Consider the following 15132-nt stretch of genomic DNA (forward strand, 5'->3'; position numbering starts at 1 on the left):
GCTGGGCTCAGAACGTGAGTTCCAGATTGCTCTGCACATATGCGCCAGAAGAGGCTCCGGCTTTGATCATAGCGCGGGAGGCGAAAATATATTCGCCATCAAGGCTGAAGGTCACGTGCCGGGTGGCACGCCATGTAAAGCTGGCCTGTGGCATGGTGGCGGTGTAGCCCCCCTGCGGGCGAAAGTTGTAGGCGGCCGTCGGGTTGGCATAAATCGCGTCATTGGTGCTGTTGCGCCAGATAACCGGCACTTTCAGCAGCAGGCTGGTGTTGCGGCTGGTGGCAATGGTGGCCAGCGGGCCGACGTCAATCAGGTTGGAGTTGCCGATATAGGTGCTCATATCCAGATAGTAGGCGCTGGGCACGAACGGGGAGAGGAAATTGCCCCAGCTACTGGTCTGGCTTTTACGGGTATCCCCGCCGGAAATGGCGTCCGCCTGAAGGCCGATGGCCGGTTTGCCCCACCATCTGGCGAAGCGCCAGGAAACGGTGGCGTTGAACGAGTAGGCCGAGACAGGGCGTGACGGCCCGTTTTTGGCGGCGTTAAAGGAGCCGCCCTGCCACATGCCCCCCAGTGAAAATTCAATCGGTCCGGCATTGCCCCAGACGCGCATGCCGGGTGTGTCACGATGCGTGGACCCGGCAATGGTGCCGGTGGTGCTGGCAATGGGGTTGCTGGCCAGAATGTAGCCCAGATAAAAGGTGTCCACAAAAATCTGGCTGTTTTTCTCCATGAATTTAAAGTTCGGAATGGCGTAGGAGGTGTATGCGCCAAACAGGCGTGTTCTCCAGCCCACCTGATCATGGAACGCGGTTGTGGGGGCGTTGTTGGTCAGGCTGAGGTCAAACAGATCCACGCGGAAGCGCTTCCAGAAGGCGTAGCCGCGCACACCGTTCCAGGAATAGGGGAGTGTCGGGTAAACGCTGCCTGCGGTGACGTAGGGCGGCGCATCCAGAAAGGACATACGGCCGATCATGGCCCCCATATTGGCGCCCAGCAGATGGCCTTTGACTTCCAGAAACGCCTGCTGCGCATCCAGCTTGCTGCGCCAGCGGCCACCGGTATAGCCGTAATAGTTGATACCACCGGCCTGACCGCTCATCAGTTCTCCATACAGGCGCACATGCTCACCCAGATGCAGGTCTGCTCCGGCGTTCCAGCGCAGGGTGGAGCGGTAGGCCGGGTCTTTCTTGATGGTGCCAAACCCGGCCCGCTGGTCATAAAACCCGTGGTGACGGAAGTTGCCGCTGAGTGTCAGGTAAATAGAGCCGCTGTTATTGAGCGGGATGTATTTCAGCGGGTCTGCCCAGTCGATATGGTTTTTCTTGTCACGCAGGTTGGACCAGTCTTCCGCCCAGCGGGAGACGGCGTAATACGCAACCGTGCCAAACCCGGAGGCCGCCCCGGTATTGGCGTTAAACACGCCCCACGGGCCCTGATGCATCAGCGCGGTGGGCAGCGGCTTGAGTTCCAGAGACTGCGGCTGGCCGTAGGCTTCCGGTCGGCTGGTCAGCGGCGGCAGCAGCATATTATCCCAGAACCCGCCTTGGGCCGGGGTCTCGGTGGAGTGACGTTCCGGGCCGTTGGGCACAACCGGATCTTTCGGCGTTTTGCGCACCACGTCTGACAGGCGGGCGGGCATGGTGTCATGCGTCACGTTGAGGTCCGAAGCATGGGCGTGGTCCCGCACGACGGAGGGCGTTGCCTGCACAGCGCTTTGCGCGTGGGCCGCCACAGGCGGGAGCAGGAGAGCAAGGAGCGCCCCGGCCGGGGCCATCCGGACGACTCTGACAGGCACATATGTAGACAGGCTGCTGGAAAAGCAGAACCGGGGGGAGCAGACGGATGCGCAGTGCGCACGGCCTGCGCCTGTATGACGGGCGGACAGGTGGTTCATGACAGAACACTCTGAAAAAGGGGAAACCGGAAAAGGGGGCAGGAAACGAGCGGGGCGGACGCAAAGGGAAATACGGCCGCCAGAGGCCTCAGGCGCTAAGAAGGACGCGCCTGCGCGGGCCTTGAGTCCCTTTAAGGTTTACCGGGAGGAGTGAAAGCACAGAACAGGATGTGCGCGGCCATAGCCGCAGAGACGCACCGGGTGCGTAAGGGGGCAAAAAAACAGCGCCCGAACCGGGACAGCGGAACATCAGCATGACGGCACGACCTTATTGCGTCATGGCATAGCTCAGAGCTTGCCATGCGTTTTTTGTTATTCTGGCGTGCGTTATAGGTATGACTAAACGAGAGCCGTGTCAGCTCTCGTTTGCGTGTAACACGAAATGTTTAAGTGGAAAGATCAGCCCGCCTGTGGCAGGCCACCCAGTCGTGTCAAGCAGTCCCGCGCGCGGGTGATCAGATGGATTTCATGCACGCTCGCCACCGCCTTGCGGGCGTTGCTCTGCCAGCTGCGGGACATACCCTGCGCGGAGCAGACGGCGCGGGCGCCAAACAGCGGCCCGTCCGTCTGGTCCATGGCGGCCAGAACGGCAGCCGGATGGGTGGGCAGGGCGCGGCGCATGGCCGCCCGGAGGGACAGAGCCGTTGCCGGGTCCGCCTCCGGCATCAGGGCGGCCACCATAGAGGCCGCTTCCGGCTGCCCGCTGGCCACAGCCAGTCGCACGTCGGACCATTTACGGCTTTTGGTCAGGGTGCGTGCCGTCTGCTCAGGCCCGTCATTTTCCAGCATATGCAAAAGATGTGTGGAGGCCTGTGTGGCGGCTGTCTGCAGGTGCGTCTGGGGGGAGGACGACTCTGCCTGCGCCTCAACATGCACCGGCGGGCTGACAGACGCTGTGGCCTGTTGCGGGGCCGCAAACGCCCGCGCGAGCGAGGTGCTGACCGGTGCTGAGGGAGCGGTTGCGGCCTGTGCCGGTCTGGCCGTATCTGTTTCCGTCTGCCCGGGCGCCGGGGTGGACAGAGCCGCCCGGCGCATATCCGCGACCAGAGGCCGGGGCGGCGTGTGCGAAAAGGTAGACAGGCTCAGGGCTCCGGCAACCAGAGCGGAAAGGATTACAAAGCGGGGCATGCGCATCATTGAAGTGTCTCCTTTCCTGAACAGAGGACCAGACCGGAAGGGCGGGCCGGAAAATAAGAAGGACTGGTAGCTATTGAGGCAGGTCAAAAATGGCGGTGTGAAGGCAGGACGACGGAAAGGTTGCGGCGGGGGCAGGCTGTGTCCTATAGCGGGCCGGATTGGTCAGAGCGTTAAGGCGTCTGTCTGTGTAACCCTACCTCCCTGAGGATTGTATTTCCCATGAGCAGCACGTCCCCTTCTTCTTCTGAAATTGCCCGTTTGCAGGTTGCGCTGCGCCGTCTGCTTGGGGCCAAAGGTCTTTCCGTTAATCCGCCGCCGCGCGCCGGGATGTCGGTTGAACTGGCTGTAGACGGTGAAGTGATTGGCACCATTCATCGTGATGATGATGAAGGCGAAGTGTCCTACGCCATCAACATCATTCTGCTTGAAGAAGATCTGCCGGCTGAAAAATAAGCCGCGATTTTTTCAGGTCTGAACAGAACGGGGGTGGGCCTGCGGGCCGCCCCCGTTCTGGCTTTCAGGCGTTGGACGGCGCTGCGGAAGCCTGCATGATGGGCGCGCGCCGGGCGGGAAATTCCACCTTTGTCACTTTCCAGCGCCAGTTCTGAATCCGCATCTCGATTTTCAGCGGCGTATCCTGCTCGTGGCCGGGCAGAGGCACATCCACTTCAAACTGATCCAACCGGGTAAACCGCACGGAGGCCTTCTGCGCCAGCGTGGCAAAGGACGGCATGGGCTGGCTGGCCGGGATGGCCGCAGGCACAGCCTGATCCACCAGTGTGCCGAGATTGGCTTGCGTTACGGTGAAATCCACCGCGTTTGAGACGGCTGTGGTGGCGAAGGATGAGCCGAAATCCGGCAGATCATCCGAAGCCTGTTCCAGATGCAGGCCGGAAAGCGTCTGGTGCTTGATGGAGGCATCCAGCTCCGACCAGTTGATGGCCTGACCAAGGGTGGTCATGTCATGCGTCTGGATGGCGGAGCCGATGGACCAGAGCGTAACAAACGGGGAGGCAAGATACAGGCCAAGCGCTGCCGCGGATGCAGCCACACACACTCTGCGCGCGGCCTGGAACGTCTTCAGACTGGCAGGCCGGGCGAAAGGCCCGGCAGAGGTGAGGGCGGTCATCTGGTGCACTCCTCGTATGATGAAATTGCAGATCACGTATAGCAGACGCATGGCACCCATGCATAGTTTCATGAATGGTATTTCATGAGATCACGAAAATGTGAATTTGGGTGTTCTGGCGCTTCCTGAAAAAAGCGGGGCGCGCGGAACGGGCGGGCATGGCATAAATGCCGCTCTCTGCCCGCAGCAAAAAGGCGCTCAGATGGCGTTTGACTTCACCGAAGCCGAAATTCAGCGATATTCCCGCCATATTCTCCTGCCGGAGGTCGGCGGGACGGGGCAGGCGGCGCTGAAGGCGGCCTCCGTTCTGGTGGTGGGGGCCGGGGGGCTTGGCGCGCCCGCCGCCCTCTATCTGGCCGCCGCCGGTGTGGGGCGGATTGGTCTGGTGGATGATGATGTGGTGGAGCTTTCCAACCTGCAACGCCAGATTGTGCACACAACGCAGTCTGTCGGCACGCCCAAGGTGGAGTCTGCCCGCGCCACGCTGGAAGCCCTGAACCCTGAGGTCACGCTGGAAACATGGCCCATGCGGCTGACAGCCGCGACGGTGGATGATCTGGTGAGCCGGTATGATCTGGTGTGTGACGGGTGTGACAACTTCACCACCCGTTATCTGGTTAATGCTGCCTGCGTGCGGGCCGGAAAGCCACTGGTCTCTGCTGCCGTGCAGCGGTTTGAAGGCCAGCTCTCCACCTTTCATCCGGCGCGGGGCGGCCCCTGTTACCATTGTCTCTACCCGCAGACCGATGGTGAGGCACAGGGGTTAAGCTGTGGCGAGGCCGGGGTGTTTGGCGCGGTGACGGGGGTGATGGGCACCCTTCAGGCCACGGAAGCCCTCAAGGAACTGCTCGGGCTGGGGACATCACTGGTCGGGCGGCTGCTGATGTGGGATGCTCTGAACACACGTTTTACAACCATCGCCCTGCAACGGGACCCCACATGCCCGGTGTGCGGGGCACTGCAACGGGAGACGTCTCATGGCTGAACGGACCGGACATGAGTCTGGCGGAATTTTTGCCGGAAGTTCTGCACCTTCTGCCGCACCCTCTGGCCGCACGGGGTTTGCCGCCGCCGTGGGCGCATCCGCGTTCCCCCCGTGTGATCTGGCGCTGGTGATTGTGGAGGCGCGGTATGAGCGCATCCATGCGGCTTTAATGCTGGCCGCCACGGCCTGCGCGCTGGGCCAGAGCGTGGTGCTGTTTGGCATGGGGGCCGGGGTTGCGGCGTTTACGGCCGGGTGGGACGGGCTGGAAGACGCAGAGCATGAAGACTGGCGGACGGCTGCCGGTGTCGCCGGGCTGTCTGACCTGCGGACCGCCCTGCTGGAGATGGATGCCACGCTGATAGTGTGCGACTCCGGGGTAAAGACCATGGGGCTTTCTCCCGCAGAGCTGGCAGAGGGCGTGGCAGTTGTGGGCCTGCCTACGTTTCTGGACAGGGCAGGGGCAGCCCGCGTGACGGTTTTCTAAAAACCGCTTGCCCCGGCGTTTCTCTCTTGGCAGGGATGCAGGCATGATGTTCACATTGCCTCTGACTTTCCGGTTCCGACTGCTGTCCTGCCTGGCAGGGTGTGCGGTCGCGCTGTCTGGCGCGGTTGCTGCTGAGAAAAAGCCCGCCGCGCACAAGCACCATGCCCACCACGCTGAAGCGGGCCACGCTGCTGCCAAAAAGAAAGCGGCGGACAAGCCTGCTGGTAAAAAAGCCGCTGCGGCGGACAGCAAGAGTGCGCATCACTCCCACCATGAGACGGCTAAGGCGGCCTCCACCAAGGGGCATCACGCCGCAGGCCAGACGGCCCACGCGCCTGCCCGCCATAAAGCAGCAGCCGCTGCTGCTGGTGCGGCCGCAGCGGGTGCCGCCGCCGGGGCCGCCGGGGCCGAGGCTGCTGAACAGCCTGCCACGCCGCCCGCCGCAGCAACGCCGCCTGAACCGCCGAAGGGGACCGTGACGGGTCTGCCGCTGCCGCGTTATGCCGCCCTGCGCTCTGATGAAGTGAATATGCGGGCCGGACCGGGCCGCCGTTTCCCGATCCTGTGGGTGTATCATCGCCGCGGGATGCCGGTTCGGATTGAGCGCGAGTTTGACGTCTGGCGTCTGGTGGAAGATTCGACCGGCCAGAAAGGCTGGATTCAGCAGGCCACGCTGTCCGGCGGGCGGGACTTCCTTGTGCCGGGTGAAGCGCCGGGCAGCGATGCTCCGCTTGAAGTCAAGCTGGACAAAAACGGCAACAAGGAATCGCAGTCCGGCCATATGGATACGCGCGTGGTGGCAACCCTCCCCACAGCGGCCGATGCCGGGCATGAGCCGGGCACGGTTGTTATGCGCGGCACGGCCAGCAACGATGCACCTGTGATTGCTGTTCTGAAACCCGGTGCTGTGGGATCAGTTAAGGAATGTGCGGCCGGGACTGAATGGTGCAAGGTCTCGGTCAAGAATTATACCGGCTGGGTTCCCCGTCGTGCGATCTGGGGTGTTGATGCGGAGGAAGCGATCACGCCCTCCTGAACCCCGTACCCGGTTACGTTAAGGAGAAGGACTGATCATGCCGACCTCAAACGCGCTTATCTGCCGGACCAAGATTGTCGCAACGCTTGGCCCGGCCTCCAGCGATTACGAGACAATCCGGGATCTGGCGGTAGCAGGGGCGGATGTGTTCCGCTTCAACTTCTCCCACGGGACGCATGAGGACCATGCCGCCCGCCACGCCATTGTGCGGCGGGTGGAGGCCGAACTGGGTGAACCCATTGGTATTCTGGCGGACATGCAGGGGCCGAAGCTGCGGGTTGGCGTCTTTGCCGAGGGCAAGGTAATGCTGGAACCCGGCGCGTCCTTCCGGTTCGACCTCTCAGACGTTCCGGGGGATAAAACCCGCGTCTGTCTGCCGCATCCTGAAATTATTGCCGTGGCCAGACCCGGCAGCCGCCTGTTGATGGATGATGGCAAGCTGGCTGTGGTGGTGCAGGCCGTAGGGCCGGACTGGCTGGAAACCACGGTAGATGTCGGCGGCGTGCTCTCCAACCATAAGGGCGTGAACGTGCCGGATGTGGCGCTGCCCATCCCGGCCCTGACGGAAAAGGACCGGCGGGATCTGGCGTTTGCGCTGGATCTGGGGGTGGATTACGTCGCGCTGTCCTTCGTGCAGCGGCCCGAAGATGTGAGCGAGGCCCGGGCGCTTGTGGGTGAGCGGGCCAGCCTGCTGGTCAAGCTGGAAAAACCGCAGGCGCTGGATAATCTGGACGCCATTCTGGAACTGACGGACGCCGTCATGGTCGCCCGTGGGGATCTGGGCGTGGAGCTGCCGCCGGAAAACGTGCCTCTGGTGCAAAAGCGCATTATTCGTCTGGCCCGCCGCCTTGGTAAGCCGGTGGTGGTGGCAACCCAGATGCTGGAAAGCATGATTTCCTCCCCAACACCCACCCGCGCTGAGGCATCAGACGTAGCGACGGCGGTGTTTGATGGCGCGGATGCCGTCATGCTCTCTGCCGAATCTGCCGCCGGGCAGTATCCGCGTGAGGCGGTGCGGATTATGAACCGGATTATCTGGCGCATCGAGCAGGATGCCGAATGGCAGAGCATGATGGCGCGTGCGCGCATGGCCCCGGAAGATTACGTGGCGGACGCCATTGCGGGAGCCGCGCAGCAGGTGGCGGATACGCTCAAGGCACCCGCCATTGTGGCCTACACGCATCGGGGGGCCACGGCCTTCCGCATTGCGCGGGAGCGGCCATCCTGCCCCATTCTGGGCATTACCCCCACGCATGAGGCCGGGCGGCGCATGGCGCTGGTCTGGGGTGTGCGGGCCTTTGTGAATGAAGGCCGGCAGGTGATGAACGTGGAGGATATGGTGGACTCCGCGCTGGAGGTGGTGCGCCGGGCCAGAATAGGCAGCTCCGGCAATTCTATTGTGATTGCCGCAGGCGTGCCGTTTGGCGTGAGTGGCTCCACCAATACGCTGCGTGTGGCCAGAATCCCCTGAAGATCTGAATTTTCTGCGGATTTGCCCTGCATGTCCGCTCTCCGGGTGGACACATCGCCCGAGGAATGACACTGGAAACGGACAAGCAGCGCGCATCTGTGGACAGCGCGCCGGATGAGGGCAGGAGTCAGACACAATGGTTCAGGCAATACGCCGCAACAATGTGCCGCGCCGCGCGGTTTTGCAGGGTCTTGCCTGTGTGCCTGCGGGTCTTGCCGTCTCCTCTGCCGCACAGGCGGCGGACCATAATGCCGTAGCACCTGCCCAGCCGGAAACGACGCGTCCGGCGGATGTCACCACCACCCCGCCGCGCCAGTGGGGGGCGGGTGCGCCTCCGGCCTATACGCCGGACCCGGATGTGATGGTGATTGACCGGTCCTTCCGGGACCTGCTGTTCAGCGCGGCGACGATTCACCGGGTTTGGGATAAGGGCGTCTGGCTGGAAGGCCCGGCCTGGTCCGCCGAGGGCCGGTATCTGCTGCTGAGCGATACCGTGACCAGCCGCCAGTACCGCTATTTGTGGGAAACGGGTGAGGTGACGGTGTTTCGCCCGGAATCCTACCATTCCAACGGCAATACGTTTGACTATCAGGGCCGCCAGATTTCCTGCGAGCATTTTCTGCGCCGCGTGATCCGCTGGGAGCATGACGGGTCAGCCCATGTGCTGGCTGACCGGTATGAAGGCCATGCCCTGAACTCCCCGAATGATGTGATTGCGCACCCCGATGGCAGCATCTGGTTTACCGACCCTGGCTATGGCGATGGCTTTACCGAAGGCCATGCGGATGAACCGGGCGGTGAGGCAAACCCGGACGGGCATATCCGCTGGCGGATTGGCGAGGAACTGATTGGGGAGCTAGGTGGCGTCAAACGGCAGGCTGACCATACGTTCCGGATTGATCCTTCAGGCCGGATCGAGTGTGTTTTAACACAGGAACAACTGCCGAACCCCAACGGTCTGTGCTTTTCGCCTGACCATGCGCGGCTGTACGTCATTTCCTCCGGCAAGCAGGCCGGGGGGCACGGGCATGACGGGGATCAGGCCGTACATGTGTTTGACGTGAAAAAGGACAACACCCTCTCCAACCCGCGTCTGTTTACCAACATGCGCTTTCAGGGCGTGCAGATGGGGCCGGACGGGATGAAGGCCGATATCTTCGGCAATCTCTGGTGCGGGGTGGGTGGTCCGCTGGGGTTGTGCGGTGTGTTTGTGTTCAACCCGGAAGGCCAGTTGATTGGCCGCATCCGCCTGCCGCATGGGGTGTCTAACCTGACATTTGGCGGCCCGAAGCGGAACTGGCTGTTTATGTGTGCGGGGGAATCCCTCTACCGCCTTCAGGTCAACACGCAGGGGGCTGGTGCAGCCTGAAGGCCGCTGGTTTTCAGGTCCTCAGCCGCCGTTGGCGGACAGAATACTCTGTACAGACCAGATGCCGGGCTGGCCGGGGGTGACCTCCCCGGTTTTATAGAACCGCACCACCGTCTCCTTCATCGGCTTGTCCAGCCGGGTGACGGAGGCCGGGGTGCTGGTTGTGGTCTCATTGTAGTAGGTGGAATGGCGGCCTGTTCTTGTCACACTGCCACTGGTGGTGGAGGTGGCGGCGTTCTGCACGTAGGTCGGGCGGTAGCCCTGCTTGTCATCCAGAATCTGGAAATACTGAAACCCCCGCTGCTGGGCCGTGGTCGCGGCTTCCAGAAAGACCTTATGCGTCACGCTGGCGAGGTCATTAAAAGAAGACCCTTTGCCGGAAATGATGGCCGTCCGTTCATCCAGCATTTCTGTATGGGCGCTGAGGCAGCCGGAAAGAGATGCAAAGAGAAAAACAGGTAAAAGGAATTTTTTCATAGAATATCTTTTGGGCTACAGATGTTTTTTACAAAGCGCGCAGATTTTATCTTTTTTGGGGTCGCGCGCAAGAGCAGGAGAAGAGGCGTTTTCAGGCTCTGTTCTTCAGAAAAACCGGGAGCAGCGTGAACAGCCCACAGGCGCAGGCCACAAACAGCGGCAGGCCGCTGGCGGGAGAAAACGCCATGGAAGACCCGGCCATGCCGGGACCTGCAAAGGAGCCAAGCCCCCATGCCAGTGAGGTTGCCGCGTAAACCGACACCAGATCCCCGCCAGAAAACCGGCTGCCAACCACAGACATGGCCACAGTATACAGAGCGGCAAACAGGCCATCCCAGATAAACAGCAACGGGTAGGCCAGTGCCGGGGTGCTGATGGCGGCAGGCCAGAGCAGCGCCCCCAGTGTGGAGGCGGTGCCAAGGCCAATGAGCAGGGCGCGCGGGTTTTTCAGGCGGTCTGCCAGCCAGCCCAGCGGGGTTTGCAGCACAATAGCCCCCAGCAGCATGATGGAGAGCAGCAGCGTGGCCTGCCGTTCCGTCCAGCCCATATGCAGGGCATATAGCGGCAGAAAGGCGGAACTCGCGGCCTCCAGCATGGCCATGAGCAGGGTGACGCAGATGGCAATGGGGGCCAGCCCGATATAGCGCCACAGACCGCTATGGGCCGGGCGTTCCGGCCGGGGGGCGTGCATCCACGGCATGCTGACCAGCGTAAAGGCCGCAAGTACAAACACCGTGCAGATGGCAAACGGGGCCATACCATGCCGCCCCACCAGCGTGAGCAGCACCGGCCCCGCGGCAAAACCGGAGGACATGAGGGCGCTGTACAGTCCCATGGTGCGCGTGCGGTTGCTGTCATCCGTGCTCTGGTTCAGCCAGCTTTCTGACATGATGAGCATGCTCTCCGTCGCCATGCCCAGTACCAGCCGGAGCGGGAACCAGAACCACACGGAGGGCACGATGGGGAACAGAACAAGCGTTGCCGCCGTGCAGGCTAGCGCCACCAGCAGCACCTTGCGCGGCCCGGCCCACCCGGCCAGCCGGGGCAGGAAGGGGGCAATGCCCAGCACGCCAACGCCGTGCATCATGGCCAGTGCCGCAATCAGATGCGGGCCGTAGCCGTGGTCCAGCAGGGAAAAGGTGAGGAGAGGGGTGCTGAGCCCGTACGTCAGGCCGAAAATCATCCCGACGGATACCAGAGACAGCACAGGCAGACGGAGCGGCGTTGAAGGCGGAGCAGAATGGGACAAGAGAAGAAGGCCAGACACTGTTGCAAAAACACCAGCATAGAGTGCCCATGCCGGGAGGTGTCCTGAATAGCAGAATTCTGAAGTTTGTATGGTTTTTATACTTTTTTCTGCCTGCGGGTGCCGTGAGCGGCTTCCGGGAGGATTTTATAAAAAGCAACCCAGCCATGTTTTTATGGAATGTCAGACAAAAATTCATTGCGAATAATTCGCAATTGCTTCTTATGTGTGTCGGCACTGACACAATTCCAGAAGGCAGGTGAATGACAAGGACATATAAGGCGTATCTCACGCCGGTCTCTGTTGCGGGCGCACTCTTTTTCTCAGCCCATGCGTGGGGAGCGTCTGCAGACGCGCTGCATGAGGGGGATAAAAAGCCCTCAAAGCGTGAAAACAAGCGCCATAAAGCCGATGCTCAGGCCGTAACGCCCGCCACGCGCGTTGCCAGTGTGGATTCCACGGATGAGGAACGCCTGACAGTCACAGGGCATGGCTTTAACACCATGCATGACTCTACCGGCCTGTCCCGTATGCCGCAGGATGTGATGCACACGCCGCAGAACATCAATGTCGTGCCGCAGGCGCTCATGCGCCAGCAGAACGTAAAATCTCTGGATGAAGCCCTGCGCAACGTGCCTGGCGTGACCTCTTCCATCGGGGAAGGTGCGGGCGGCATGAACGGGGACCAGTTCCTGATCCGTGGCTTTCAGGCGCAGAATGATATTTATGAAGACGGGTTAAGGGATTTTGGTGTCTATTCCCGTGACTCCTTCAATTTTGATTCCGTGTCCGTCATTAAAGGGCCGTCCTCGGAAGTGTTCGGGAATGGCACAACGGGGGGCGCCATTAACATGGTGACCAAAACCCCCGGCCTGCAGAACCATTATTCGTCCGAATTTTCAGGTGGTTCCGGCAGCTATTATCGCGGCACGCTGGATATCAACCAGAAACTGGACAACTCGACCGCTTTCCGTCTGACGGGCATGGGCGATGAGCATAATGTGGTCGGGCGGGACTTTATTTATTCCCACCGCTGGGGCATTGCGCCCTCCATTGCCTTTGGTCTGGGCAAGCGCGCCACGCTGGTCCTGCAATATATGCATCAGCAGGAAAATTCCGTGCCTGACTTCGGGGTGCCGGTTGTCACAAAACCCGGTGCAGCCTATGGCATGCCCATTACGGAATACGGGATAAAGCGGACCAACTGGTACGGCACCAATAACGACCAGAACGCGACGAACGATAATATGGAAACGGCCCGTTTTACCTATAAGGTGAACGACCATATTACCATTTATGATGATCTGCGCGGCGGCCAGTATTACCGCACCTTTGCGGCGTCCAAAGCGACGTGTGACACAACCTGCGTCAATAATTACTTCAACGGGGACCCGGCGGCAGCGCTTGTCGCGCGTTCCGGCCCGGTCGGGGCAGGGAACGGCACCGGGCCGGGCACGTATATGGCTCCGCTGCCCTATGAGCAGAAAAGCTGGTCCGTGCAGAATGTGGCGTCCATGGTGGCCAACTTTAACACCGGTTTCCTGCGGCATCAGCTTGTGGCCGGTTTTGATATTGAGCGCGTGAATGACGTGCGCTCACAGTCCACGTATCTGAACGCCAAACCCTATGCCAGCCTTGTGAACCCGGACCCGTATGTGGGGAATCTCGACCTTGTTCCGGGGGATAGTAATCCGGCTGGGCTGGTTTCTCTCGGTAGCCTGCATGCCAAATCTCACAGCAGCGGCTATGGTTTTGATACCGGCCTGTTCCTGTTTGACCAGATCTGGCTGACAAAATGGCTGTCTGTCAAAGGTGGGTTCCGCTGGGACCGCTGGCAGACCAGCTATAATCTGACAGGCGGGGATGTTGCAAAAAACCCTGACAGTCACTTCCATGATGTCAGCGGTGTGTTCAACCCCAATGTCAGCCTTGTCGCCACACCGGATGACCACCAGACGTACTATTTCACATGGGCAAGCTCCACCACGCCGATGGGCATGTATGTCACCAACGGGTCTGTGCCGATCCGCCCCGGCACGAACTCCTTCGCCAGCCCGGAAAAGTCTCAGCTTTATGAACTTGGTGCCAAATACAGCCTGTTTCATGACCGGATTGGCGCAACGGCCTCTGTCTTCCGGCTTGATAAGGGCAACACCATCAATGCGGACCCGGTGACGGGGGAAGTGCAGGGATCATCGGACCGGCAGCGCAATCAGGGGCTGGAACTGTCTGTTGGCGGGATTATTCTGCCGGGCTGGAACGTAACGGCGACGTACGCTCTGTATGACAGTGATACAACCTATTCCGCCACCAAAGCCAATCGTGGCAAGAATGTTCAGTATGTTCCGCATAATCAGGCTACGCTGTGGTCTGTCTATAATGCGTTTGCGCATACGCCGTACAATATCTCGTTTGGCGGCGGTATCACATGGCGGCAGCATGTGTGGCTCAATACAGCCAACACCTTGCGGGCTCCGGCTAATCTGGATTTCAGTGCCGTGATTTCTCACCGCTTTGACAAGCACTGGAAAGTCTCCATGAACGGCTACAACCTTGCAAACCGCCTGAACTATCAGAGCCTGTTCTCCAACCGCGCGACACCGTCTGCTGGGAGAATGTTCCTTGGTGAAGTCAGCTTTACCTACTGAGGCATCCTGTCTCTGAGAGTTACGCTCCGTGAGCCTGAAGCCATGAGAGGATCATGCGGCTCACGGAGGCTTCCATGCCCTCATACCCATGCGCCGAGCGCGAACTGCATGGTTTTACGGCGTGTTCCGGGCCACCGCTGACAGAAAGCAGACGGACCTCCGGCGCGTGCGTCATGGCCTGCGCAATCTGCGTGGCCATGCGCGGAGACGCCACCGGACAGGCATCCTCCTGATTTGCGATAATCAGCACAGGCACGCGCACATTTTGCGGGTGGGCGTCAAAAACCGTTTCTGTGCTGAGATGTCCCGGCAGAGCGACTGTTTCCGTCAGCACCAGTCCGGCAATCAGCCCTGCGGCTGCACGGGCCGCGCCGTTAGTCGCGGCAATGGTGCCCTGACTTGTACCCACCAGAAAAACAGGAATGGCATGCTGCGCGCGGGCATAGCGCGCCAGACTGACCACAAGCTCCCCATAGGCGGGGGAACTGCGCGTGCCCCGCAGACTGGTATGGGTCCGGATACTGGTATGGGTTTGCGGACTGTTATGGGCCTGCGGACTGTTATGGGTCAGTGCGTCAGGAATAATGACGGCATAGCCATGCGCCACCCACTCCGCCCGCATCCGTAAGAGAAAATTCTGGGTGTGGTGAAGTGCGCCGTTGCGCGCAATCCCGATATCTCCGGTGCCACCGGGCAGCAGGATCAGGGTCGCGCGGGGGTGAGAGGGTGCAAGGACCAGAATGCGCTGGGTGACGCCGGGGGCAGGGGTCAGATCCACAACCATGCGTTGTGGCGTCTGGTCTGGCAGGGTGTCTTGGGGGCCGTCAGGCCGTGCGGAGGTGGCATGGCTCCTCGCCGGGAGTGTCAGCGCGAGAAGGAACAGAATGGCGGCGTAAGACAAGCCGGTGGCGGGCCGGGGCCCACGGCTTCGGGGTGGCATGCGGCTCACCTTTGCCCGTCTTCCCGGTCCACCGTTTTTACGGCGTTCAGTGGCAGCCGCCGCCTTTGCCGCCATCACAGTTTTTGCAACTGCCGCAGCCAGTCCGCAGGCCGCCGGGGGTGGCCAGCCGTTCGGCACGGGCGCGCAGGCCGGGCAGATGCTGCGTGTTGCGCAGCAGGCCCGCCAGACTGCGCCAGAACGGCACAAGGGTTGCCGGAGCCAGTTTTTGCAGCCAGTAGGCCGCGCAGAATACGACAATCAGAGCAACGAGGATAATCTGTGTCACAGGTGTCCTCCTGTTATCAGCCGCAGG

Annotated in this window: 14 protein-coding genes; 7 read left to right on the top strand and 7 right to left on the bottom strand. The window is 61.2% G+C overall.

Annotated features, from left to right (window positions below; all coding sequences use genetic code 11):
- Positions 1-7 precede the first annotated feature (7 nt).
- Both JK199_RS02485 and JK199_RS02490 read right to left on the bottom strand, forming a co-directional pair.
- Positions 8-1777: an alginate export family protein gene (locus JK199_RS02485; protein ID WP_408736772.1), complete on the bottom strand. Its 1770-nt coding sequence runs from the start codon at positions 1775-1777 to the stop codon at positions 8-10.
- A 519-nt stretch (positions 1778-2296) separates the two neighbouring features.
- Positions 2297-3034, bottom strand: a complete 738-nt coding sequence (locus JK199_RS02490) for a hypothetical protein (protein ID WP_212373699.1) — start codon at positions 3032-3034, stop codon at positions 2297-2299.
- A 219-nt stretch (positions 3035-3253) separates the two neighbouring features.
- On the opposite strand from JK199_RS02490, the gene JK199_RS02495 reads away from it, so the two are divergent.
- Entirely contained in the window at positions 3254-3487 is a 234-nt protein-coding gene (locus tag JK199_RS02495) for a DUF3126 family protein (RefSeq protein WP_025829560.1), read from the top strand.
- Between the two features lie 64 nt (positions 3488-3551).
- Here the strand turns inward: JK199_RS02495 and JK199_RS02500 are convergent, their stop codons facing one another.
- Positions 3552-4163 carry a DUF2939 domain-containing protein gene (locus JK199_RS02500; protein ID WP_212373701.1) on the bottom strand — a complete coding sequence of 204 codons (612 nt, stop codon included), beginning with the start codon at positions 4161-4163 and terminating at the stop codon, positions 3552-3554.
- Between the two features lie 202 nt (positions 4164-4365).
- Here JK199_RS02500 and JK199_RS02505 point away from each other — a divergent pair, with 202 nt between their 5' ends.
- The 5 genes from JK199_RS02505 to JK199_RS02525 all read left to right on the top strand — a co-directional run bounded on the left by JK199_RS02505 (position 4366) and on the right by JK199_RS02525 (position 9508).
- Positions 4366-5148, top strand: coding sequence for a HesA/MoeB/ThiF family protein (locus tag JK199_RS02505; RefSeq protein WP_212373703.1), 783 nt, complete (start codon positions 4366-4368; stop codon positions 5146-5148).
- On the top strand, positions 5141-5632 hold the full coding sequence (locus JK199_RS02510) for a DsrE family protein (protein ID WP_212373705.1): 492 nt from the start codon (positions 5141-5143) through the stop codon (positions 5630-5632). The genes JK199_RS02505 and JK199_RS02510 overlap by 8 nt, the downstream gene beginning before the upstream one ends.
- A gap of 43 nt (positions 5633-5675) precedes the next feature.
- The gene (locus JK199_RS02515; RefSeq protein ID WP_212373708.1) at positions 5676-6668 is read left to right on the top strand and encodes an SH3 domain-containing protein; all 993 of its coding nucleotides are present in this window, start codon (positions 5676-5678) and stop codon (positions 6666-6668) included.
- Between the two features lie 37 nt (positions 6669-6705).
- Complete coding sequence (gene pyk, locus JK199_RS02520) at positions 6706-8139, top strand: pyruvate kinase (protein WP_212373710.1); 1434 nt, start codon at positions 6706-6708, stop codon at positions 8137-8139.
- 136 nt (positions 8140-8275) lie between these two features.
- The gene (locus JK199_RS02525) at positions 8276-9508 is read left to right on the top strand and encodes an SMP-30/gluconolactonase/LRE family protein (RefSeq protein ID WP_025829511.1); all 1233 of its coding nucleotides are present in this window, start codon (positions 8276-8278) and stop codon (positions 9506-9508) included.
- Between the two features lie 21 nt (positions 9509-9529).
- On the opposite strand, the gene JK199_RS02530 is transcribed toward JK199_RS02525, so the two are convergent.
- Together JK199_RS02530 and JK199_RS02535 are read right to left on the bottom strand one after the other, a co-directional pair.
- Complete coding sequence (locus JK199_RS02530; protein WP_086655124.1) at positions 9530-9985, bottom strand: hypothetical protein; 456 nt, start codon at positions 9983-9985, stop codon at positions 9530-9532.
- A 91-nt stretch (positions 9986-10076) separates the two neighbouring features.
- Positions 10077-11234: an MFS transporter gene (locus tag JK199_RS02535; protein ID WP_244984846.1), complete on the bottom strand. Its 1158-nt coding sequence runs from the start codon at positions 11232-11234 to the stop codon at positions 10077-10079.
- A gap of 260 nt (positions 11235-11494) precedes the next feature.
- Here JK199_RS02535 and JK199_RS02540 point away from each other — a divergent pair, with 260 nt between their 5' ends.
- The gene (locus JK199_RS02540; protein WP_244984847.1) at positions 11495-13879 is read left to right on the top strand and encodes a TonB-dependent receptor; all 2385 of its coding nucleotides are present in this window, start codon (positions 11495-11497) and stop codon (positions 13877-13879) included.
- Positions 13880-13898: 19 nt separating this feature from the next.
- Here JK199_RS02540 and JK199_RS02545 read toward each other — a convergent pair whose 3' ends face one another.
- Positions 13899-14819: an alpha/beta fold hydrolase gene (locus tag JK199_RS02545; RefSeq protein ID WP_244984848.1), complete on the bottom strand. Its 921-nt coding sequence runs from the start codon at positions 14817-14819 to the stop codon at positions 13899-13901.
- A 46-nt stretch (positions 14820-14865) separates the two neighbouring features.
- Entirely contained in the window at positions 14866-15105 is a 240-nt protein-coding gene (locus JK199_RS02550; RefSeq protein WP_077930351.1) for a DUF6587 family protein, read from the bottom strand.
- Positions 15106-15132 lie beyond the last annotated feature (27 nt).

This window comes from Acetobacter persici, assembly GCF_018256955.1.
Classification (GTDB): domain Bacteria; phylum Pseudomonadota; class Alphaproteobacteria; order Acetobacterales; family Acetobacteraceae; genus Acetobacter; species Acetobacter persici.